Source organism: Brumimicrobium aurantiacum, assembly GCF_003402975.1.
GTDB lineage: Bacteria > Bacteroidota > Bacteroidia > Flavobacteriales_D > Crocinitomicaceae > Brumimicrobium > Brumimicrobium aurantiacum.
Map to the genome: position 1 here is coordinate 191264 of NZ_QURB01000005.1, position 23847 is coordinate 215110.

The 23847-nt window shown below is 35.9% G+C and carries 21 protein-coding genes; 14 read left to right on the top strand and 7 right to left on the bottom strand.

The window, feature by feature from the left end; translation table 11 throughout:
• The first annotated feature begins 363 nt into the window (after positions 1 to 363).
• The 6 genes from DXU93_RS09550 to DXU93_RS09575 all read left to right on the top strand — a co-directional run bounded on the left by DXU93_RS09550 (position 364) and on the right by DXU93_RS09575 (position 7280).
• Entirely contained in the window at positions 364 to 903 is a 540-nt protein-coding gene (locus DXU93_RS09550; RefSeq protein ID WP_123776104.1) for a hypothetical protein, read from the top strand.
• 147 nt (positions 904 to 1050) lie between these two features.
• Positions 1051 to 3453: a TonB-dependent receptor gene (locus DXU93_RS09555; RefSeq protein ID WP_116881060.1), complete on the top strand. Its 2403-nt coding sequence runs from the start codon at positions 1051 to 1053 to the stop codon at positions 3451 to 3453.
• Between the two features lie 308 nt (positions 3454 to 3761).
• Positions 3762 to 4949 carry a 1-deoxy-D-xylulose-5-phosphate reductoisomerase gene (locus DXU93_RS09560; RefSeq protein ID WP_116881061.1) on the top strand — a complete coding sequence of 396 codons (1188 nt, stop codon included), beginning with the start codon at positions 3762 to 3764 and terminating at the stop codon, positions 4947 to 4949.
• 306 nt (positions 4950 to 5255) lie between these two features.
• Complete coding sequence (locus DXU93_RS09565) at positions 5256 to 5915, top strand: T9SS type A sorting domain-containing protein (RefSeq protein WP_116881062.1); 660 nt, start codon at positions 5256 to 5258, stop codon at positions 5913 to 5915.
• A gap of 12 nt (positions 5916 to 5927) precedes the next feature.
• Complete coding sequence (locus DXU93_RS09570) at positions 5928 to 6614, top strand: T9SS type A sorting domain-containing protein (RefSeq protein ID WP_116881063.1); 687 nt, start codon at positions 5928 to 5930, stop codon at positions 6612 to 6614.
• A gap of 12 nt (positions 6615 to 6626) precedes the next feature.
• The gene (locus DXU93_RS09575; protein WP_116881064.1) at positions 6627 to 7280 is read left to right on the top strand and encodes a T9SS type A sorting domain-containing protein; all 654 of its coding nucleotides are present in this window, start codon (positions 6627 to 6629) and stop codon (positions 7278 to 7280) included.
• A 303-nt stretch (positions 7281 to 7583) separates the two neighbouring features.
• Here the strand turns inward: DXU93_RS09575 and DXU93_RS09580 are convergent, their stop codons facing one another.
• Complete coding sequence (locus DXU93_RS09580; RefSeq protein WP_116881065.1) at positions 7584 to 7898, bottom strand: DUF3817 domain-containing protein; 315 nt, start codon at positions 7896 to 7898, stop codon at positions 7584 to 7586.
• A gap of 212 nt (positions 7899 to 8110) precedes the next feature.
• On the opposite strand from DXU93_RS09580, the gene leuS reads away from it, so the two are divergent.
• From leuS to DXU93_RS09605, 5 genes are all read left to right on the top strand, one after another.
• Positions 8111 to 10921: a leucine--tRNA ligase gene (leuS, locus tag DXU93_RS09585; RefSeq protein ID WP_116881066.1), complete on the top strand. Its 2811-nt coding sequence runs from the start codon at positions 8111 to 8113 to the stop codon at positions 10919 to 10921.
• A 113-nt stretch (positions 10922 to 11034) separates the two neighbouring features.
• Positions 11035 to 11751, top strand: coding sequence for a LamB/YcsF family protein (locus tag DXU93_RS09590; protein ID WP_116881067.1), 717 nt, complete (start codon positions 11035 to 11037; stop codon positions 11749 to 11751).
• Between the two features lie 5 nt (positions 11752 to 11756).
• Positions 11757 to 12491, top strand: a complete 735-nt coding sequence (gene pxpB / locus DXU93_RS09595) for a 5-oxoprolinase subunit PxpB (RefSeq protein ID WP_116881068.1) — start codon at positions 11757 to 11759, stop codon at positions 12489 to 12491.
• The gene (locus tag DXU93_RS09600) at positions 12484 to 13335 is read left to right on the top strand and encodes a 5-oxoprolinase subunit C family protein (RefSeq protein WP_116881069.1); all 852 of its coding nucleotides are present in this window, start codon (positions 12484 to 12486) and stop codon (positions 13333 to 13335) included. The genes pxpB and DXU93_RS09600 overlap by 8 nt, the downstream gene beginning before the upstream one ends.
• 140 nt (positions 13336 to 13475) lie before the next feature.
• Positions 13476 to 15698, top strand: coding sequence for an NADP-dependent isocitrate dehydrogenase (locus tag DXU93_RS09605; protein WP_116881070.1), 2223 nt, complete (start codon positions 13476 to 13478; stop codon positions 15696 to 15698).
• A 409-nt stretch (positions 15699 to 16107) separates the two neighbouring features.
• On the opposite strand, the gene galE is transcribed toward DXU93_RS09605, so the two are convergent.
• Entirely contained in the window at positions 16108 to 17136 is a 1029-nt protein-coding gene (gene galE, locus DXU93_RS09610) for a UDP-glucose 4-epimerase GalE (RefSeq protein WP_205679252.1), read from the bottom strand.
• A 64-nt stretch (positions 17137 to 17200) separates the two neighbouring features.
• Positions 17201 to 17563, bottom strand: coding sequence for a hypothetical protein (locus tag DXU93_RS09615; RefSeq protein WP_116881071.1), 363 nt, complete (start codon positions 17561 to 17563; stop codon positions 17201 to 17203).
• A gap of 98 nt (positions 17564 to 17661) precedes the next feature.
• Here DXU93_RS09615 and DXU93_RS09620 point away from each other — a divergent pair, with 98 nt between their 5' ends.
• Together DXU93_RS09620 and DXU93_RS09625 are read left to right on the top strand one after the other, a co-directional pair.
• Entirely contained in the window at positions 17662 to 17853 is a 192-nt protein-coding gene (locus DXU93_RS09620) for a hypothetical protein (RefSeq protein ID WP_116881072.1), read from the top strand.
• A 48-nt stretch (positions 17854 to 17901) separates the two neighbouring features.
• The gene (locus DXU93_RS09625; protein ID WP_116881073.1) at positions 17902 to 18342 is read left to right on the top strand and encodes a nucleoside deaminase; all 441 of its coding nucleotides are present in this window, start codon (positions 17902 to 17904) and stop codon (positions 18340 to 18342) included.
• 1 nt (position 18343) lies between these two features.
• Here DXU93_RS09625 and DXU93_RS09630 read toward each other — a convergent pair whose 3' ends face one another.
• From DXU93_RS09630 to DXU93_RS09640, 3 genes are read right to left on the bottom strand one after another with little or no spacing between them, the layout of a single operon-like run.
• Positions 18344 to 19249 (bottom strand): hypothetical protein, encoded by a 906-nt coding sequence (locus tag DXU93_RS09630; RefSeq protein ID WP_116881074.1) that lies wholly within the window; start codon positions 19247 to 19249, stop codon positions 18344 to 18346.
• A complete protein-coding gene (locus DXU93_RS09635; protein WP_116881075.1) occupies positions 19249 to 20589 on the bottom strand; it encodes an FAD-dependent oxidoreductase in 1341 nt (446 codons plus the stop codon). The genes DXU93_RS09630 and DXU93_RS09635 overlap by 1 nt, the downstream gene beginning before the upstream one ends.
• 37 nt (positions 20590 to 20626) lie before the next feature.
• Positions 20627 to 20839 carry a hypothetical protein gene (locus DXU93_RS09640; RefSeq protein ID WP_116881076.1) on the bottom strand — a complete coding sequence of 71 codons (213 nt, stop codon included), beginning with the start codon at positions 20837 to 20839 and terminating at the stop codon, positions 20627 to 20629.
• Positions 20840 to 21022: 183 nt separating this feature from the next.
• Between DXU93_RS09640 and DXU93_RS09645 the strand changes: the two genes are divergently transcribed.
• Positions 21023 to 21880 (top strand): ion transporter, encoded by an 858-nt coding sequence (locus tag DXU93_RS09645; protein WP_116881077.1) that lies wholly within the window; start codon positions 21023 to 21025, stop codon positions 21878 to 21880.
• Positions 21881 to 21933: 53 nt separating this feature from the next.
• Here DXU93_RS09645 and DXU93_RS09650 read toward each other — a convergent pair whose 3' ends face one another.
• Entirely contained in the window at positions 21934 to 23847 is a 1914-nt protein-coding gene (locus DXU93_RS09650) for an alkaline phosphatase D family protein (protein WP_116881078.1), read from the bottom strand.

The following is a 23847-nucleotide window of genomic DNA, read 5'->3' on the forward strand; positions in this document are numbered from 1 at the left end:
AATGTTACTTTTTAAGAAGTTGTGTAATTTACTATGTCGCCACGCTGTGGCTTAACAAAAAACGCAATACGTTTTTTAATAACATTTCACCCACTCCGTGGGCTGCATGATAAATCATAAAGTAGTCACATTCTTAAGTATCAATTTTCGTAAAACTTTCTACGGAAAGCCACAGCGTGGCTAAACCTTAATGAAAAACCATCATTAAAAGACCCTAAGCCACAGCGTGGCGACATGTTTATGTTCAATCGCTAACCTGAAATCTTAATTTCCCATCCTTAAATAATCCTCCAAAACTACCGTACAATCAACCTAAGACTGGAAAAGTGTTTTTTAAATGAACAATTGTGTACATTTGTGTTCATGAGAAAACGAATACCAATATTATTTATCCTGGCGCTGATTTTGCCGTTTACAGGAATATATTGTTGGTTGAAGTTTGAAAAAACAGCCATACAGAAATCGGTTAAACGTCAATTGATGCAAGGTATTCCTAAAGAGGAATTAATCACTTTTTCTTTTGCAAAAGAGGATACTGCAAAGCTTTTAGACTGGAAACACGAAAAGGAGTTTGAATGGCAAGGCGAAATGTATGATATTGTAACAAGAAGCTATTCTCAGGATTCTGTGAGCTATGATTTGTGGTGGGATCATGAAGAAACTGCCCTCAATAGAAAATTGGCGCGACTCACCAATAGTCTAATTAACCAAAATCCTGAACAACAATCTAAGAATGACTACCTCAACTATGTCTTTCGCACTTTATTTTCTTCAGATGATGAAATAACATTGGCAGAACCATTAATGTTTGACGCCCATAGTTCACCTTATAATTTATCAAAAACTCCTGTTCTTACAAGGTCAATAGAACCGGCTTCGCCTCCTCCTCAGTTATTCGTTTAAATTTTCAAATTTATAAGGTCGAAATACAGCAAATAAGCCAAGTATTTTCGATGAATTACTCCTGCATTATTAAATGTGAATGGACAATTCTATTTTGTCCAGCTTTTGCTATTGTAGGAAATAAAATAATTTAAACATTAAAATATTATGAGAGTAATCATACTCATGGGAATGCTATTTAGTATTTCCTTGTCAATGGCGCAAAAAGTGACCGTCCTTGACAAAACAACTTTTGATCCTATCGAGTTTGTTCAGATAGGAAGTAAAGGTGCACAACATGTTGCAATTACAAACGCTAAAGGAGAAGCAGATGTATCTGCATTCAAAGGTTTGAACGATATCATATTCAAATTATATGGATATGAACCGAAAGAGGTCAATTATGAGACTTTAAAAGCAAACGACTTTAAAATTGAATTGACCGCAAGCGTTTTTATGATGAATGAAGTAGTGATTTCAGCCAATAAATGGAGTCAAATTTCATCGGATGTTCCGTATAAAGTTTCAAGTTTATCTCCTAAGGACATCGCTTTGCAAAATCCACAAACAGCAGCCGATTTGTTAGGCACTTCGGGAGATGTATTTATTCAAAAAAGTCAGCAAGGTGGAGGAAGTCCGATGATTCGAGGATTTGCAACCAATCGTTTGCTTTATACAATTGACGGAGTAAGAATGAATACGGCGATTTTCAGAGGTGGAAACATCCAGAATGTAATTTCATTGGATCCTTTAGCGATGGAAAACGCTGAAGTACTTTTCGGTTCAAGCTCTACAATTTATGGTAGTGATGCAATTGGTGGAGTAATGAGTTTTCAAACGCTTAAACCACAATTCTCAAAGGATGACCAACCTTATGTAAAAGGGAAAGCAATGATGCGCTACTCTTCAGCAAATCAAGAAAACACTGGGCATTTTGATGTAAATGTAGGTTGGCAAAAATGGGCTATTGTAACCAGCGTTTCTGCCAATAAATATGGTGATTTACGCCAAGGAAACCATGGTCCAGACGATTACCTAAAATCCTATAATGTCCAACGTATCGATAGTGTGGATGTTGTTGTAAATCAGGAAGACGAATTACTGCAATCACCAAGTGCTTATAATCAAGTGAATTTAATGCAAAAAGTTCGATTTGCACCAAATGAAAAATGGGACATCGAATATGGATTTCATTATTCAGAGACAAGTGCCTATGGTCGTTATGATCGTCATTTAGAAGTGAAAGGTGATGAGCCTAAGTACGCAGAATGGGGTTATGGTCCGCAAAAATGGATGATGAATCAGCTTTCTATTAGCAACTTTTCTGACAATTTTTTGTATGATCAAATGAGCATAAAATTGGCCCATCAAGATTTTGTGGAGAGTCGAATTGATCGTAAATTTAACAATGACATCCGAAGAAATCGTGAGGAAAACGTTGTTGCTTATTCTGCCAATGCTGACTTTTCTAAACGTATAGGAAAGAATAACAACTTGTTTTACGGTTTGGAATACATTTTAAATGATGTGAATTCTACAGGTATTCAGGAGAACATTGTAACGGGTGATGTAACGGCAAGTGCCTCACGTTATCCACAATCGCAATGGCAGTCTTTTGGGGCTTATATCAATGATGAACACAAATTGACAGATCGCTTCACCTTACAAGCAGGATTGCGTTATACACATTACATGCTAAATGCTGAATTTGACAATTCCTTTTATGCTTTTCCATTTCAAGAAGCAAAGCTAAACAACGGTGCCTTAACTGGTGGAATTGGTGGTGTATATAGCATCAACGAGAAAACAGTTTTGCGTTTCAATGCTTCAACAGCCTTCCGATCTCCTAATGTGGATGATATTGGGAAAGTATTCGATTCTGAACCAGGAGCTGTTGTGATTCCTAATCCAGATTTAAGTGCAGAATACGCCTACAATTTCGATTTAGGAATAACTAAGGTAGTTGGTAATGTGTTGAAGTTAGATTTAACAGGGTATTACACTCTACTTGAAAATGCAATTGTGCGTCGTGATTACCAATTGAATGGCGCAGACAGTATTTTGTATGATGGAACATTGAGTCAAGTTCAAGCACTTCAAAATGCTGCAGTTGCTGATGTTTATGGAATTCAAGCCGGAGTAGAAATCAACCTCTCCAAAGGTTTCATGCTGACTTCTAAATTCAACTACCAAATGGGAGAAGAAGAAATGGATGATGGTTCTGTGAGTCCTTCTCGTCATGCTGCCCCTTGGTTTGGAATCACACGTTTGAAGTACAATTACCGTAAATTGAGTTTGGAAGTAAACGCCCAATATCAAGGAGAAAGAGCGCACGAAGATTTATCTGTTTCTGAACAAGGTAAAAGTGATATCTATGCACTTGATGAAAATGGAAATACTTATTCGCCAAGTTGGTACACTGTTAATTTAAAAGCAATGTATCAATTCCACGATAACTTTACGGTAAGTGGAGGATTGGAAAACATCACAGACCAAAGGTATCGACCATACAGCTCTGGACTTTCTGGAGCAGGGCGAAACTTTGTTTTGTCGTTAATTGCTAATTTCTAGGAATTAAAAAGCCTGATTTTAAGAGAGGACTGTCGATTGACAGTCCTTTTTTTTAGGTTGAAAACAGAAGGATATTTTGCGCGGTAATGAGTACGGACGATTTGCAAATCGTCCGTACATTCCGCAATAAAATAATAAAGAAAATAAAATCCGTGAAAATCCGTGAAAATCCGTGTTGCTTCTTGAAGCATCCGTGTCATACGCATTCCATCATCTCACATAAACCTTACAATTCGTAATTAAATGATCATTAATTCGCAATTAAATCATTCGTAATTGATTAAATTCGTGCGCTAAACTATTTTACCGTGAATACAGGAGTTCAAGAAGAAAAGAAAAAGACGAAAGGAATTGCCATTTTAGGGTGTACTGGTTCTATTGGAACACAAGCCCTTGAAGTGATTGAGAACTATCCAGATTTATTCGATTTGGAAGTAATCACTGCAAATAACAATGCGGATTTACTGATTGAACAAGCCATAAAGTTCAAACCCAACACAGTGGTTATTGTCAATAAAGACCATTTATTGAAGGTGAAAGATGCGTTGGAAGAACATGATATTCACGTGTATGGTGGAAAAGAATCCTTATGTCAAGTCGTTGAATTTTCTGATGTTGATATTGTGCTAACGGCTCTCGTTGGATATGCTGGTTTAAAACCAACGATACATGCCATTGAAGCTAAGAAGACAATCGCGTTGGCCAACAAAGAGACATTAGTTGTTGCTGGTGAAATGATTACAAAAATGGCCAGAGAAAACGGTGTAAATATCTATCCTGTTGATTCGGAGCATTCTGCTATTTTCCAATGTTTGACAGGTGAATTCCACAATAAAATTGAGAAAATCTACTTAACGGCTTCAGGTGGACCATTCCGTGGTTGGACAACAGAAGAATTAAAAACGGTAAAGCCAGAACAAGCATTAAAACACCCGAATTGGGATATGGGCGCAAAAATCACGATAGATTCTGCGACTTTAATGAATAAAGGATTGGAGGTAATTGAAGCGAAATGGTTGTTTGCCTTAACTCCTGATCAAATTGATGTGATTGTGCATCCGCAGTCTATTGTTCATTCTTTAGTGCAATTTGAAGACGGAAGCATGAAAGCACAAATGGGATTGCCAGATATGAAATTGCCTATTCAATATGCGTTGACTTATCCTGAGCGTTTAAAAACAGACTTTCCACGATTTAATTTCATGGACTATCCAAACCTCACTTTCGAACAACCCAACAGAGCAGTTTTCAGAAATTTGGATACGGCATACAAAGCGATGGAAATGGAAGGAACAGCCGCATGTGCTTTAAACGCAGCCAATGAAATCACTGTTCAAGCGTTCTTGGACAAGAAAATCGGATTTTTAGACATCGCCATCATCAATGATAAAACAATGCTTGGGGTTGAGAATATTCTTAAACCAAAATACGAAGACTACGTTTCTGTTGACAGTGCTGCAAGAACGTTTGCGGAGCAATTGGTAGAGGGTAATTGATAATTTGGGGAATTCAAATTTCTTCGCTATGCTGCGAAATCCGATGACTATCGGATCACTCGAGCTGAAGGGGAACGAAACGAAATTATCCATTCTGCTAGGTAAACCGATTACTCGAACCGACGAGACGAGGGGCGATATAGATTTCTCCATTTAATAGTAATAGGATTTGCTCTTCTAGTAGGTGTATTAGTTACTTATGTCAAAAAAACGGACCGATAAAAAGCGTAAATAAGTGTTAAACAATGTTAAACTTCATAGTTTTGATTTCATAGTTTTGATTTCAAAATATTTAAACTACTTTTTATGAAATCATTTACAACATTTATTGCGATTCTCGCCTTTTTCTTTTTTAATCTGTCAAATTTATACGGACAGTCATCAGACACAATCAATACCAATTTTAATGATACTAGGTTTAGTAAATTTGATGGAGTATGGCATGCTTATGACTCTATTGGTAATTCATATTATGAGATAAACAAAGATTTTATCAGTATTAAATATGAGAAAACCACTACTAGCAATCAGATTAAAGTATTCGAAGCAAGTAATCAGCTCGTGTTTAAACGTAAGAATGTTTTAGGTTGGTATGACTATGAGGTGAATGTATCGGAAGATTCAATTTTCAATTATGTAATAAATTTGGAGTCTTCAAGTCTAACTAATTTAGTAGAGATTTCTACTAAAGGAAGTTATTTATCTACCCCAAATGATTCCGAACATGGTAATCAATGGTATCCTGCAGATAGCTATATTGATGTTGATTTCAGTATAGAAAACGTTTCGAATGTGACAATTGCTGTTTCACCAGTTTCAGGAAGCGGTAGTGTCAATAATTATGTAGTAAATCTAAATGAAAGCACAAAACAAATTGATGTTTCTAATTTGAATACAGGCTGGTATAGTGTTACATTAATGTGTGATGGAACGCTTAAGGATGCGAAATTAGTGTATGTAAACTAAAAAATAAAGTTGATGAGATATATATTATTGATATTAATTATACTGTACCCACTTTTTGGGTACAATCAAATCCCTGTAGTTCCAGGGTGGAAAATGCACACTATCGATTCGGTTCGAATTGATTATGGTCAGAATCCAACAAAAGTTTTTATTAGGGAACGAAATAATCGTGTTTTTTATATTAAACGCCTTTCAATAGAAGTATTAAGCGCTGATACCTTGGCAGTGAATCTGTTTTATATAGATTGTTCTTCATATTTTATAGGTCAATTAATAAATGATACAATCATTGATGTTCCTCAGGGCTTAAATCCACGTTTTAACCTTATTGTGCGAACCTATAAAGATACGAATACATATTTCAATGGAAATTGTCCAGAAAGAGATTTTTATACTTTAACAGATAGTGCTTTTGTTTCAGAAGAAGACTCTACCTACTCACCATTATCAAGTAGCTATTTGAGTAAGGAGGAAATTGAAATATCGCTATTTCCAAATCCAGTAACTACCCAACTTTATGTGGATTATCCTTCGGCAGTGAAAACTTTAAATTATAGTATTTATAATACACAAGGAAAACAATTGCTTTATGGGGAAGTGGAAGAGTTTATAGATGTTTCCGGTCTCAACAAAGGGGCGTATATAATTCATTTTGAGGGTAAAAATGGAATTGCAACCAAAAGATTTATTGTTAAGTAAAATAAAATTATTATGAAATTACTATTATTTTTTTTATCAATTTCTACTTCGGTTTTGTCCTACAATACTTTTGATAGTGTATCTGTTTTTCAGGAAAATGGAGAAAATAAAGTGTATTTTAAACTGAAAGGTATTTATCTTGGTTCCACAATTAGACGAGTTGAGAGTGAATTTGTTGCTAGTGATACACTTACAAAAATAGATGTCTATACGAAGTTTTGTGAAGGTGCATTGGCAAATAATTATTGGGATACGGTTGTTGTGTTAGATCAAGCTATTTATCCACCAGAATTCAATTTAAGGATTAATGTTTTTTATGACACAAATACGGTGTTTTCTACCCCTCCGGAAAACTGTCCTATATATCACTCTCCTTGGTTAGCATTTTGGTATCCATTGTCAATAGATGAAATAGCATCCACTACAGAAGCACAATTAGAAAAAGACTTCTTAATTTATCCCAATCCAGCTTCTGGTTTTATTACAATTCAAACAGATGCTCATATTTTAAATGAAGAGTATATTATCACAGATCCCCTTGGTAAAATGGTGCGAAAAGGTAAGTATAAACCTAAGATTGATATAAGTGAGTTATCTAAAGGCCAGTATTTTTTCATTCTTAGAACAGAAAAGTACATTTATCGCCGGAAGTTTATGGTGGAATAGGGTTCGCTGTATTTTGACGTTTCTTCAGCACGTCACTTCGAGTGCCGAAACGAAAGTGCAAGTGTATAGAGAAGAGTGCTGAATTAGGAAGGCCCCTTGTTCTCGATACAAATTTCTTCGCTATGCTGCGAAATCCGATGACTATCGGATCACTCGAGCTGACGGGGGAACGATACAAATTTCTCCGCTTTCATCAGAAATATCCGCGCGTAGCCCGATTACATTGCGTGACAAGTGCGGTGACTGAGGTTACTGAGCTTGCCGAATGTAAGCTCGTAGAAGGCCCGCGATCCATCATCCAAACTATAGCGTTTTCAACTCCTTCTCTTGTTCTTTTTTAAAGATCTTCGCATCAGCAACGAAAGTTCCAAAAGGAATAAGCGAAGCTAAATACGCCCAAAAGTTTGTCATAATTGACCATTTTTTCTCTTGGTTAACTACAAAAACCATAATACAATAAGAAATGAAAAGAACACCATGCGCCATTCCAACAATTTTGTTGGGCATTGGCATCTCATACATATATTTCAAAGGCATTGTTAAACCTAAAGCAAGGTAAGAAATTCCTTCTATCAAAGCCAAAACGCGGAGTATTCCTAAACTAGTTGAAAAATTCATATTTTTTTCGCCGAAGATAAGGATTTTAATACGTTGAATTGATCGGTGATTTGTTAAAAATACGCTGCCGAGAGTTTTATAAATACGACTACGAGTTGAAAACTCTCGGCAGCGTATTTATAAAAACTAAATCTATTCTCAACCTTTCTTTACAATTACCAACTTAAAAAAAATTATCTTTGCCTCTTTCAAAAAACAAACAGCAAAAAAGCATGGAATACAATTTTAACGCAATAGAAGAGAAGTGGAGGAAATATTGGCAGGAAAACAATACTTATGTTGCCAAAATAGACACTGAAAAACCCAAATATTATGGTTTAACAATGTTTCCTTATCCTTCAGGAGCTGGACTTCACGTTGGACATCCACTTGGATACATCGCTTCAGATATTTATGCGCGTTACAAAAGATTAAAAGGGTTTAACGTCCTTCACCCTATGGGTTATGACTCTTTTGGTTTGCCAGCTGAACAATATGCTATTCAAACGGGGCAACACCCAGCGGTAACAACGGATGAAAATTTGAAACGCTACCGTTCGCAATTGGATAAAATTGGTTTTTCTTTCGATTGGTCAAAAGAGGTGAGAACTTCAGATCCTAAATATTACAAATGGACACAGTGGATTTTTAAACAATTGTTTAATTCATTTTACTGTAATGATGCCAACAAAGCATTGCCACTTGAAGAACTAATTGCTGTTTTTGAAAAAGAAGGAAATGCAAATATAAATGCCGTGAACGCTTGCGAAATCGAATTTTCTGCTGAAGAATGGAAAGCTTTCGATGTAGAAAAACAAGCTTCAATTTTGATGGATTACCGTTTAACTTATTTAGCGGATTCATGGGTAAACTGGTGTCCTGCTTTGGGAACTGTTTTGGCCAATGATGAAATCGTAAACGGCGTTTCAGAACGTGGTGGACATCCGGTGGAACAAAAATTAATGCGTCAATGGTCAATGCGAATCACAGCTTATGCTGAACGTTTATTGAAAGGATTAGATCAATTAGATTGGTCGGATGCAGTAAAAGATATTCAACGCAATTGGATTGGAAAATCTGTAGGTGCATCCGTAAACTTCAAAGTTGATAATCACGAAGAGGAAATTGAAGTATTTACAACTCGCCCTGATACAATTTACGGTGTTTCATTTATGGTTTTGGCTCCAGAACACGAATTGGTGAGTCAAATCACAACTCAAGAATATAAGGATGAAGTTAATGCTTACCAACAACAAGCTGGATTGAAATCGGAGCGTGACCGTATGGCGGATACCAAAACAATCTCTGGACAATTCACAGGTGCTTATGCTGTTCACCCATTGAGTGGAGAAAAAATTCAAATTTGGATTGGAGATTATGTTTTGGCTTCCTACGGTACTGGTGCTGTAATGGCGGTTCCTTGTGGAGATCAACGTGATTATGATTTCGCGAAGCACTTCGAAATTCCAATAAAAAATATATTTGCCGACGTTTCAATTGAAGAAGAAGCGTACACTGAAAAGAAAGGAAAAATTGCTAATTCTGATTTCTTAAATGGATTGGAAGTTGCCGAAGCGATTCAAAAAGCAATTGAAGTTTTAGAGGAGAAGAAAATAGGAAAGGCGAAAACAAATTACCGTTTGCGTGATGCAGTATTCTCTCGTCAACGTTATTGGGGAGAACCATTTCCAGTCTATTATGACAATGGAGTAGCAAAAACAATTGAAGATCAATATTTACCAATCGAATTGCCAGAGGTAGATAAATACTTACCAACTCCAGATGGTCAGCCACCACTAGGAAATGCGACAAAATGGTTTTGGGATAGTGAGAAAAATGAATTGACAACCAAGGACCGTGCAGACGAAGAAAATGTTCATCCAATGGAATTGAATACAATGCCAGGTTGGGCAGGAAGTTCTTGGTATTTCTTACGCTACATGGATCCTTCAAACAACAACGAATTTGTTGCCAAGGAAAAAGTGGACTACTGGAATAATGTAGATTTATATATTGGTGGGGCTGAACACGCCACTGGACACTTGTTGTACTCTCGTTTTTGGTCGATGTTCTTAAACGATAGAGAACATATTCCATTCGAAGAGCCATTCCAAAAAATGATCAACCAAGGTATGATCTTGGGAAGAAGTAATTTTGTTTATAGAGATAAAGACAGTGGTAAATTCGTAAGCTTTGGTAAGCGAAAAGAATTTAAAACTTCACGAATTCACGTAGACATCAATATTGTAGACAATGACGTTTTAGATGTTGAAGCTTTCAAAGCATCGAGAGAAGAGTATGCAAACGCAGAGTTTATCTTAGAAGATGATGGAAGTTATAAATGTGGACACGAGGTTGAAAAAATGTCGAAATCAAAATTCAACGTTCAGAATCCAGATGATTTAGTAGAAAAATATGGAGCAGATACCTTAAGAATGTATGAAATGTTCTTAGGTCCAATCGAACAAGCAAAACCTTGGGACATTAAAGGAATCAATGGTGTAAACAACTTCTTGAAAAAAGTGTGGAGATTATTCCATGACCAAGAAGGAAATGTTAGTCTTTCGGAGGACAAAGCAGATGCAAAGGCATTAAAAACGTTGCATAAAACCATCAAGAAAGCGCAAGAAGATATGGATCGTTATGTGTTTAACACAACGGTTTCTGCGCTGATGATTTGTGTAAATGAATTGACAGAACAAAAATGTAACAACAAAGCTATTTTGCAAGAAATGGTGATTTTACTTGCGCCTTACGCTCCACATATTGCTGAAGAATTATGGTCAATATTGGGCAATGAAGGGTCTGTAAATGATGCACAATATCCAGTTTGTAATGAAGATTACTTGGTTGAAGACGCATTCGAATACCCTGTAAGTTTCAATGGAAAAATGAGATTTAAAGTAGAATTAGCCAACAGTTTGTCAAAAGACGAAATAGAAAAAGAGGTTTTAGGAATGGAAAAATCTCAAAAATACCTAGACGGCAAAACACCTAAAAAGGTAATTGTTGTTCCGGGACGAATTGTAAACATTGTGGTTTAATTTACAATACAGAAATACAAATATACTAGTGGTTAACATTCTTTGAAATCATAAAAGAAGGTTAACCACTTTTCAGTAATTGTGAAATTAATATTTTTCACTACCTTAATGCCATGCAGAAATTGAAGATCAATATCAATGCTGACGTGGGAGAAATGGCTGGCCAAGATAAAGCCCTAATGCCCTATCTACAGTCATGTAATATTGCTACGGGCGGACACATCGGAGACAACCAATCAATTCTAGCAACGCTTGAATTGGCCAAAAAGAACAATGTAAAAATTGGTGCACATCCCTCCTATCCTGATAAAGAGAATTTTGGAAGAGTTCGTCCTGAGATTACTGATGAATTCCTCAAAGCCAGCTTAGAAGTTCAGTTACTTAACTTCTATTCAATTGCTGATCAAAACAATGCTGAAGTTCACCACATCAAACCTCATGGAGCACTTTATCATGATTTAGTCAATGATAAAAACAAAGCAGAACTTTTTCTCTCAGTTTTAGATGAAATTGACGTAAAAACATCAATTTACACCTTAAAAGGTGGTTTTTTGGATACTTTAGGTCAAAAAACACATAAAATTTATCATGAAGGGTTTATTGACAGAAGATATACTGCTGATTTAAATTTGGTGAATCGGAAAAAGGAAAACGCGCTAATTTCAGAACCAAAAGAAGTTTGGAAACAACTAAAATCAATGCATTTCGACAATACAATAATCGTTGATACTGGTGAAAAAAGGCATATCACTGCTGAGACCTATTGTTTGCATGGTGATCACCCTAAAGCAGTTGAAATACTTAAATTTATTCATACGCAAATCAAATAAACGCAATGAAAAAGTCACCCTCAATATCACAATTTGGAGATCATGGATTAATCATCCGATATAGTGATGAGATTGACTATAAAATTCACCTGCAATTGGACACTGTGACCAATAAAGTTCTGAAGAAATTTAAAAAATACATCGAAGGTTACTCCATAGCTTATCAAGAGAGTGCAATTTATTTTCATCCTGAATTTAAAATTGAGAAAAAAATAAAAAAAATAACACAATTCATTACTGATATCGTACCTCAAGAAATACTCGAAGACCAAAAGGAAATTATCCAAATTCCAGTGTGTTATGAAAAGCCTTTTGCCCTCGACATTGATGAATTGGCCCAGGAGAAACAGATTGAGACATCAAAGATTATCGATCTTCACACCTCTCCCATTTATCCCGTATATTTTATTGGTTTTGCACCAGGCTTCCCCTATTTGGGAGGTATGGATAAACAGTTGTCTTTTCCGCGCAAAGCAAGTCCGAGAAAAAGTGTTGCTGCCGGATCAGTAGGAATTGCTGGCAATCAAACAGGTGTTTACCCTAATGCATCTCCAGGTGGATGGAATATAATTGGAAGAAGTCCATTGTGTTTTTTTGATGTTACCAAAACGCAGCCATCCTTACTTCAAGCTGGAGATTTAATTCAGTTTAGAAGCATTGACAAAAAAACATTCGACCATATTGAGAAACAAGTTGAATTGGGTCAGTATTCACTTGAAAAAATCGCAAACAATGATTGAAGTAATAAACCCAGGATTACACACTACAGTTCAAGATCAAGGAAGATTGAATCATCGACATTTTGGCGTTCCAACAAGTGGAGCTATGGATCAACATGCCTATATTTTAGCCAATCATTTGTTGCAGCATCAATCTTTAAAACCTGTTTTAGAATTCACCATCAGCGGTCCAACCCTATTTTTTTATGCTGAAACATATATTGTACTGACTGGTGCTGAATTCGATGTGCAATTAAACGGAAAGGAAATCACTCATTCTTCACCAATATATGTACCTGCAGAAAGTACATTAGCAATTGGTCAAGCAAAAACTGGAAACTATGGTTATTTAGGGATTTTAGAAGGATTTTCGACAGTGAAAGTATTGGAAAGTGTGAGTTATCACCCTTCTATAAATCCAGGAGCAAAGTTGACCAAAGACATGCAATTATTGTATGTAAAAACACAATTCCAACCTTTAGATTTCAATGCTAGGGTTATCCCGATACACGATAAATTTTGCCGCACCCGTTTGGATGTTTATCCCGGTCCTGAGTTTGATTGCTTAGGTAAAGATGATCAAGAGAAATTATTCAATCATAAATACTTTGTAAAACCAAAAAGCAATAGAATGGCAGTGCAGCTGGGGAACACACCCGATCTTACCGCTCCAGAAATTATTACTGCACCGGTACAACCAGGAACAGTTCAACTCACACCATCAGGTGAGCTCATTATCCTTATGAGAGATGCACAAACAACAGGAGGTTACGCTAGAATTTTACAACTTACAGATCATGCAATGAACAGTTTATCACAATGCAAAATTGGTAAAAAAGAGGAGGTAACATTTCACAAGAAATAGTCAAGCCATTTCTTTAGACCAAAATAGCCTATCCCATTTTAACCAACAAATTACCACTAAAAACCACCATTAATTCTTATCTTTGTGACTGCAAAATTTTAATCAGAAATCGAGCATTTGCTCATAAATAAATAAGAGGTATGGCACCGATAAAATCAAACATCATTTACACGCTAACGGACGAAGCGCCAATGTTAGCAACACACTCTTTACTTCCAATCATTCGTGCCTTTGGTAGTCAAGCAGGAATTGAATTTGAAACTAGAGATATTTCTCTTGCAGGAAGAATCTTAGCTCAATTTCCAGAATTGTTAAGTAAAGAACAACAAGTTGCTGATGATTTAAAGGAATTAGGTGAGTTGGTTAAGAAACCTGAAGCCAACATCATTAAATTACCAAACATTTCTGCTTCTGTAACACAGATCAAAAAAGCAATTAGCGAATTACAATCTCAAGGATACCCTTTACCGGATTATCCTGAGGAGCCAAAAAATGATGAAGAAAAGTCAATTAAGGCAAAATATGATGTTGCAAAAGGTAGTGCTGTAAACCCTGTTTTACGTGAAGGTAACTCTGACCGTAGAGCACCAAGAGCAGTTAAAGAATATGCTAAGCAAAATCCACATAGAATGGGAGCTTGGAGTGCTGACTCAAAAACGCATGTTGCAACTATGTCAAGTGGAGATTTCAAATCAAACGAAAAATCTGTAACTATTGACGGAGCAACTTCAGTACGTATCGAATTGGATGCCAACGGAGAGAAAACTGTATTGAAAGACAATTTAGCATTATTGGACGGAGAGGTTATCGACGCTACAGTAATGAATAAAAAAGCTTTAATTTCATTCTTAGACGAACAAGTAAAAGATGCTAAAGCAAAAGGAATCTTGTTCTCTTTACACATGAAAGCGACAATGATGAAGGTTTCTGACCCAATTATTTTTGGTCATGCTGTTCGCACATACTTCAAACCTGTATTTGAAAAACATGCAGCTAAATTCGATGAATTAGGTGTAAATGTTTCAAATGGTTTGGGTGATTTATTGAGTCGTATCGAAACTTTACCAGCAGATGAAAAAGCAGCAATCCAAGAAGATTTAAATGCAGCAATGGAGAATGGTCCAGACATCGCAATGGTAAATTCAGACAAAGGAATTACAAATTTACATGTACCAAGTGATGTTATTATTGATGCTTCAATGCCAGCAATGATTCGTACATCTGGACAAATGTGGAACAAAGAAGGTAACCAGCAAGATACTAAAGCGGTAATTCCAGACAGTTCTTATGCAAATGTATTCCAAGCAACAATCGATTTCTGTAAAGAACATGGAGCTTTTGACCCACGTACAATGGGAAGTGTTTCAAACATTGGTTTGATGGCACAAAAAGCAGAGGAATATGGTTCACATGATAAAACATTCGAAATTCCAGCAAATGGAACAGTTCGTGTAATTGACGCTAACGATAATGTATTAACAGAGCACACTGTTGAAGAAGGTGATATCTGGAGAATGTGTCAAACTAAAGACGAACCAATTAAGGACTGGGTAAGATTAGCTGTTAAACGTGCTACTGATAGCGGACTTCCTGCAGTATTCTGGCTAGATGAAAACCGTGGACATGACCGTGAGTTAATCAAAAAAGTAAATACATACTTAAAAGAATACGATACATCAAAATTAGCGATTCAAATTATGTCTCCATTTGATGCTACAGTATTCTCATTAAAACGTGTAAAAGAAGGTAAAGACACAATTTCTGTAACAGGAAACGTATTACGTGATTACCTTACAGATTTATTCCCAATTTTAGAATTAGGAACAAGTGCAAAAATGTTATCTATCGTTCCATTGATGAACGGAGGTGGATTATTTGAAACTGGTGCTGGTGGATCTGCTCCAAAACACGTTGAGCAATTAACAGAAGAAAATCACTTGCGTTGGGATTCATTAGGTGAGTTCTTAGCATTGGCTGTATCATTAGAGCATTATGCAGAGGTTACTGAAAATCCAAAAGCAAAAGTAATGGCTGAAGCATTAGATAATGCAACAGTTAAATTATTGATGACTGGTAAATCTCCATCACGTAAAGTGAATGAGTTAGACAACAGAGGAAGTCACTTCTACTTGGCAATGTACTGGGCGCAAGAATTGGCAGCACAATCAAACGACGCTGAATTAAAAGCGAAGTTCGAGCCTATCTCATCTAAATTAACTGAAAACGAAGAAGCAATTGTTAAGGAATTGAACGAAGTTCAAGGATCAGCAGCTCCAATCGGTGGGTACTTTAACGCTCCAGAGGAAAACATTACTAAGGTAATGCAACCAAGTGCTACATTAAATGAAGTATTGAAGTTCTAAGCTTCACTCAGCATAAAATAAAAACACCTTGTGGATTGATTTCTACAAGGTGTTTTTTTATGGTTATATTTTGTTTACGGGGTTGTTTTTACAGGTTTTTCGCCTGCGGGGATTTTAATACATCACTTCTCATTCTGAAATGTTTTATGTTGTTTTTACCGCTGAGATACGCAAAGATTACGCAGAGATGTGCGCTGGTAGAGTTCCCGGAGTTTCTCACCTGCGGTGATTTCAATACCTCACTTCTCGTTCTGAATTGCTGTTGCTGTTTTTACCGCAGAGGTAACGGAGGTATCGCAGAGTAACGCAAAGGTCAGAAAGTAGTTGAGTTCGCGGAGTTTTTCACCTGCGGTGATTTTAAAACATCACTTCTCACTCTGTTTCTCACTCTGAAATGCTGTTGCTGTTATTACTTTCTTAATTCTCTGATGTACTTTTCAAATTTCCAAGAAGTTGCTATCGCTTCATTAATTGTTTTACGAGATTCCCAGTTTAAAGTTTGATTTACTTTATCCGTGTTGGCATAAATTTCTTTAATGTCTCCTTCTCTACGTGGACCTATTTTGTATGGAAGTTCAATTCCTGTTTCTTCCTCAAAAGTTTTGATCATTTCTAACACGCTTGATCCTTTTCCTGTTCCAACATTGAAAACCATAAGATTTTCTGTGCTATTCATTGCATTTTCTAAAGCTGCAACATGTGCTTCTGCGAGATCTACAACGTGAATATAATCACGAATACAAGTTCCATCTGGTGTATCGTAATCATCACCAAAAACAGTCAATTCTTTTCTTACTCCAGCTGCGGTTTGGGTAATGAATGGTAATAAATTGTTTGGTTTTCCATCTGGTTCCTCACCAATTAAACCACTTTCGTGTGCTCCAACTGGGTTGAAATAACGTAATAAGGTAGCTTTTACGATTGGACAACTTGCAACAAATTGTTCAATCATCTCCTCACAAACTTTTTTGGTAAAACCATAAGGTGAATTGTAAGAAACTGGACTTTCTTCTGTTACAGGAATCACTTCAGGATCTCCATAGACAGTACAACTTGAAGAGAATACAAAGTTCTTCACTTCAAATTCCTGCACCAATTCTAAGATACTCGTAAGTCCCCCAAAATTATTTTCGAAATACTTTAAAGGTTTTTCTACTGACTCACCAACAGCTTTATCCGCCGCAAAATGAATCACTCCTTCAATAGGAAATTGTCCAAACACACCTTTCAAGCGAAAACTATCTTGACAAGCCACATTAAAGTATATGATTTCTTCTCCAGTAATTTTGGATAAACGCTCAATCACATCTTGATTGGCATTTCTAAAATCATCAATAATTATAGGTGTATACCCCTTTTCGATTAATGTAACTACGGTGTGAGATCCGATATAGCCAGCTCCTCCAGTGACTAATATATATTTTTTATTTGATTCCAATTTTCTTGATTTAATGTTAGATTGCTAAGATAACAAATTGAAGATGCTAAAACCATATTTGATTTTAAACCACCTCATCCATTTCTACAATTTGTATTTGATTATCAAAAGATGTTTTGTAGCCCAATTCATAGACCATTGTATAACGGTCGCCAGATGGTGCATTAAACAAATGAGTATGAAATTTCTTGTCAAAACCATGTGCCTCTAGAACACTCAATGGAATAGCCGAACTACGGTAAACTTTAAATAAATCTTTTAAGATTACGCGATTCTTTTGTAAGGTTCTGTTCAATGTGATTACCGTTTGATTTGAGTTTCGGTATTCTTCATTATGATATTGATTTTTACATGAAACAGAACAATACTTTTTGTTTCTTCTACCTTGAAATTCCTTAGAACAACTTGGACAAATTTTGGTATTCATAATTCGTGTTTTTGAAAATGTTAGTTTTATAAAAGCGTTTAGTATCGTTTTTAAACGTTATTTTCGAAAAAAGGTTACCAAAACCGAATTAAATATATATGAAGTCATCAAAATTCGATTTTAAAAAACATCAAAATCTCTCCAAAAGTTGGAAAATGGTCATCCGTTTTGTGATCTATTCTGTCGTTATTGCAGTTTTACTATTTTTAATCTACAACATGGAAGACAACAAAAAAAGTGATACTGATTCAATTTCTGGATTCGAAATTGAAAACATTGAAACCGAATAAAGGTAAAATCGACTCCTTTCTTAAATTTGCATTAAAAAAACACACAACATGATTACACCTTTTGATGATAATTATTTCATGCGTAAGGCTTTTGAAGAAGCAGAGCGAGCTTATGAATTGGATGAAGTTCCTGTGGGAGCTGTAATTGTTGTGGAGAATCAAATTATTGCCAAAGGACATAATCTTACGGAACAACTCAACGACGTAACGGCACATGCTGAAATGCAAAGTATTACCGCTGCTGCAGAGCATTTGGGAGGAAAGTACCTTAAAAAATGTACCTTATATGTAACCCTCGAACCTTGTGTGATGTGCGCCGGGGCTTTAAACTGGTCACAAATCAGTAAGATTGTTTACGGTGCAAAAGACGAAAGACGTGGCGCTTTAAGATATGAAGGAGTGTTTCACCCCACTACAGAAATTGTGGGTGGAGTAATGGCAGAGGAATGCAGCGAACTCATGAAAAACTTCTTCAAAAGTAAACGTTAAACTACTTACTCTTCTGATTTTTGATATGCTGTCGATCTGTTGAGTTAATTTCAACTGGAGGACAACGGTTAGGATCTTTTTTAAACAACCATACAAACTTAAGTCTTAGCATTGCAGGGTAATATTTACTAGAGAACCAATGAATTGCTGGAGTTCCCCCATTCCATTCATGCAATCCTAAAAACGGAACTTCAATACTTGGTATGAAAAAGAATCCTTTATCTGCATAAGGTTTAATCCCTAATCCTAGAGCGTAATGTAATTGTGCCATTAAATCCTCTTGAAACTTCTGTTCAGTTGGAGCTCTATAGCCATCATATTCCATATTTCCTCTCATAATTGAGTAATCTAAGTTAACGCCTAAGGCATTATCTAAGAAAAAATGAGGATTAATTTGAAATACATTATGTGCACTAAAACGTCCATACAAATAACCATTGTAAAACTTCCCTTCACCTTCTAAACTCCCAATTAAGGTATCGCGATTATCGTAAACATTTGTATTGGTAATTTCACGTCCACCATACAATTTAAAACCAACTCCCCAGTCATAGTAATGAAGTAGTTTACGTGGTTTTTTGGTTATATGAACCATTCCGATTTCTACAAATGCACCAAGTCTACCTTTAGCTTCTTGGTTATATATCAACAATGAATCTGCACCTGAAGAGGAAGATATAATAGAATGTTCGCCTTCACTGACTCCTGTTTTTGTAAAAGTATAGGTCGGCCCAAACGAAAATTGAATCCCGTTTCTCGCATAGTCACCTGTTACCCAACGGTAAAGTGGCATTTGAATTCTTTGATTCCCATAAAACTGCTTCTTCTTGTTTTTTGGTTTGTATTGGGCATTAAGTCCAATAGTAAACGACAACGTAATTAAAAGAAGCAATACTAAATTTTTCATTATACTAAAGTCAATATTTTATCAATTACCTTTTGATCATCCCAACATTCGTGAATATTCTCCATTTCCATCACCTCATCCATAATCTTACGTTGGCGATTTCCAGCAGCTAAAGCTTCAGAATATCGAATATGACTAAAAGTTACCTGAGAATATAACGGCATCCATTTATTTGGGTACAGATCACTGAACTTTCTTTCTATTTTCTTACGCAACAAAAAGTCTTTATCACCAGCCAAATCGCGCATTTCAATGTAATTATATAAAGCTAAATCAGCAATTGCATTTCCGTCTGGAACACGTTGTTCACTAAAGGCTTCAAAAAATTCTTTTACATTTCCGTTATACTTTTCATACATCTCAAAAAACACGCTACAATCCTCAAGCCCTGAATTCAATCCTTGTCCATAGAATGGTACTACAGCATGTGATGCGTCACCAAGTAATAAAACTTTATCTTCATAATTCCACGGACTACAACGAACAGTGACTAAGTTAGAAGTTGGATTAGCAAAATAATCTTCAACTAATGTTGGCATGTGTGGTACAGCATCTGGGAAAGTAGCTTTAAAAAAGTCCATTACTTTTTCTTCAGTATCCAAACTTTCGAAAGATGTTTCTCCTTTGTGAGGGAAAAATAAAGTAACTGTAAAACTACCATCCAAATTAGGTAGTGCAATCATCATAAATTCGCCACGTGGCCAAATATGTAAACAGTTTTTATCAAAACGGTGAGTTCCGTCTTCGTTAGGAGGAAAAGACAGCTCTTTATAACCATGCGCTAAATATTCTTGAGAATAATTGAACATTGGTGTTTTTTGTAGTACACCTCTAACGGCAGAAAAAGCACCATCAGCACCGAAGATATGATCATAGGCATAATGCTCCTTGTCTTTAGAAACTTCGTTTATAAATTCAATTTTGTTTTCTTTCAAATTGATATCTTCACAAAAACGATCAAAGCGATATTTTACATTTTCATAATCATCAGCCAAATTCATTAGGCGTCTGTTCAATTCACCACGAGAAACAGAATAAATTGCTTCATTGTCTTTCCCATAAGCTTGGTAGGTAAGATTACCTTCAACATCATGCATTTTTCTACCATACATGGGAATAGAAATATCACGAATTTCTTGTGCAAATCCTGCCAATTCAAGTGCCTTAAAACCACGGTTTGAAAGTGCCAAGTTGATAGATCTTCCGCCAATTTCTTTCGCTTTTCTCAAATCAGGACGACGTTCAAACACATCGACTTCCATTCCTTTTTTGGCCAATAGCACAGCAAATAAACTTCCAACAAGTCCTGCTCCAACAACTGCAACTTTTTTTTCTTCCATGGTAATTTCCTCTAATTATAATAATTGATTTTCTGCATTATTTCTTCTTCCAACTCTTTGAAAAAGTGGAATCAAAATAAACACTAGGTTTTCGTTTGGCTTTTTTCTTTTTATGAAAAACGGCCATAATTCTCCACAATACCAATCCTATGATTAGTACCGCAAAAACTTGAACCAGAAGCTCTATATATTCAGCTTCATTGTTGAGTTCTCCTGTAAATCTACGTTGAATCAACTCTTGTATATTCATGTTTTCAAAAATACAAATTATTGAAGAATAAGTACCAAATGAGCACATCTAAGAAGCTCCTAATAATCAAACGAGGTTAAAATAATCGCCTATTAAGTCCGTAAAGGCTTCTTCAAAGACCTGTTTACAAGCCAATGAATCAAATAAAAATAAGTACATTTAGGTTCTCAGTGGGAGTTAACTATGAAAAATCGAATTCACAAGACATTATCATTTAGGGAAAAGGAGTTTAAGCTCAGCCCATGGCAATTAAAAATTCAAGAGGTTATTTATGGTACCTACACCAAAGCAGGAAAGAATTTTGACATCATCTTATTGATTACCATTTTACTTTCCATCATTATCGTAATGCTCGAAAGTGTTTCCTACCTGAATTTAAAATACAGCTTTACATTCTTTACCTTGGAGTGGATCATCACCATATTTTTCACAATCGAATATATACTTCGCATCATCAGTTTGAGGAAGCCGATGACCTATATTTTTTCATTTATGGGAATTGTCGACTTTTTGTCAATTCTACCATCCTATTTAAGTTTATTTGTAGATGGAACTACATCTCTTATGTTATTGCGATCTATTCGATTTTTGCGAATATTCAGAATTTTAAGACTCAGTAGATACATGCTAGGGGCGGATATATTGGGGGAAGCCTTAAAAAACAGCCGTCATAAAATTACTGTTTTCTTAATTTCAATTCTTACCATCGTGATTATTTTAGGTGGTTTAATGTATGTGATTGAACCAAAAGAAGCCGGTTTTACAAGTATTCCAAGAAGTGTGTATTGGGCGATTATTACAATTACTACTGTAGGATATGGAGACATCGCGCCGGTGACACCCTTAGGACAAGCTTTAGCCTCCTTCATCATGTTGTTTGGATACGCCATTATAGCTGTCCCAACAGGCATTGTTTCTTCAGAATTCACTTCATTAAAATCAGGTGATGTGAAAGAATTCGAATGTCACAATTGTGGAGAAACAGGCCACGAAAAAACAGCACAATTTTGCAAGAGCTGTGGCTATGAATTAAAAAAATAAAGCCTCATTGCACTAAGTACAATGAAGCTTTAACTTGTAGTAGTTGTAACGGTTTATTTTTTTACCAATTTACGAGTACTAAGGGTCCCGTTTTTTGAGTTGATTTTCAATATATAAACACCTTTTGATTCCTTATCAAGGTTAAAAACAATCTTGTGATTTCCACTTGGAATATTCATTGCTTTATCTAAAACTAGTCTTCCTTTCAAATCGAATACTTTCAAATCAATTACTTCTTCTGTATTATTTGTAAGCCCTAAGGTAAATTGTCCACTTGAAGGATTAGGATACACGCCACTTAAAAAGTAATTAGAACCTTGCTCTAATCCTAGTGTTGGTGTTGAATCACTGTACGGTCTTGGAGTTGAAGGTGCTGGAATCATTTGATTTTCTTTCCCTGTTGCAGCACTCAATGCCTCTTGCAAATATCCTTCATTAACATAGGTGAAAACACTTCTCGCTAAACTATCTTTTGTAGAATTCGGAACTGTTGTTTCAGTATAAAAGAAATCTGCTTGCATCTTCAAATCTGTGATATCTAAAATCACGTAACCATGGTTATCCAAATCAACATATCTTAAGTGCGGGTTCTCAACCAATAAAGCCATTTGATCCGGCAACTGACTCGTTCCTGGATTACTTTCATTTCGATTTGGAGAAGCTAAACTTGGAGAACAAATTTCAACTCCGAATGTACCTTGCCCTGTCAATGGTTCATAACTCGTTCCATCAAAAGGATGCTCCGATAAATCAAAAGCCCAACTCCTGTGCGTATCACCAGTGAGTACAACACTGTTTTTATCGGTGTAGGACTTTAATTTATCAATCACCAATTGACGCTCATAAGGATAACCTGTCCAAGAATCCATATCAGCATCATTTTCACCTGTTTCAGAAATCATAATTTGATTTCCAATTATTCTCCAAGTAGCATCTGATTCATCCATTTTATCAAACAACCAGTTACGTTGAACATCACCTAACAACAATCTTGAAGTATCGTTAAATAATGGGTCTTGAACGTTGATTGCTGGCTGATCTCTATCCTCCACACGTGTATCTAACATGTGTAAATCAAGTAAATCACCAAAGGAGAAGCTTCTGTAAATTTTTGGATCACCAGTAAATTCAGGGTGACGAATCGGCATCCATTCCAAATAAGCACGAATCGCACCTTCTTTTCTTGTTTGAAAATCACCTTCTGATAATTCTTGATGATTTGCAGCTCCAGTTTCATAGGTATTATTAGCGATTTCATGATCGTCCCAAATACAAATAAATGGATGTTGCTGATGTGCTGCTTTTAAGTCTGGATCTAACTTGTAGAAATTATGACGAATTCGATAATCATCCAAAGTTAAAATTTCATGATTTGGTCTATGCTCACGTCCAATTTCAACGGAATATCCGTAACCATAAGTTGCATATTCATAAATGTAATCTCCAAGGTGAAGCACAGCATCTAAGTCATTACGCTCCGCAATTTTCTTGTAGGAATTAAAATAGCCCATTTGATAGTTACTGCATGAACCAAATGCCAAGCGAACATGTTGGGTATTGTTACCCGGTAAAGTTCTTGTTCTTCCTGTTACACTATTTTTATTTAGCGCAGAGAAATGATAATAATAGGTTGTATTTGGTTGCAATGCTTTCACATCAATCTTCACAGTGTAATCTTTGGTGTAATCCGTTTCGTAACTTCCACGGGCTACAACATTTTGGAAACCTGTATCAAGGGCCATCACCCAATTTACTGGCACTAAAGTATCCTTTGCTGGTGTTACTCGAGTCCAGATAATTACACGGTCTTCCAAAGGATCACCAGAAGCTACTCCATGATAAAACGGTGCTAAACTAGGATCGAAATAACTTTGTTCTATTCCTTGATCAGGTCCATGAGTAAATCCATTTTGAGCAAAGGTAAATCCAGCTGAAATAAGGAATAATATTGCGACTAATCTTCTCAT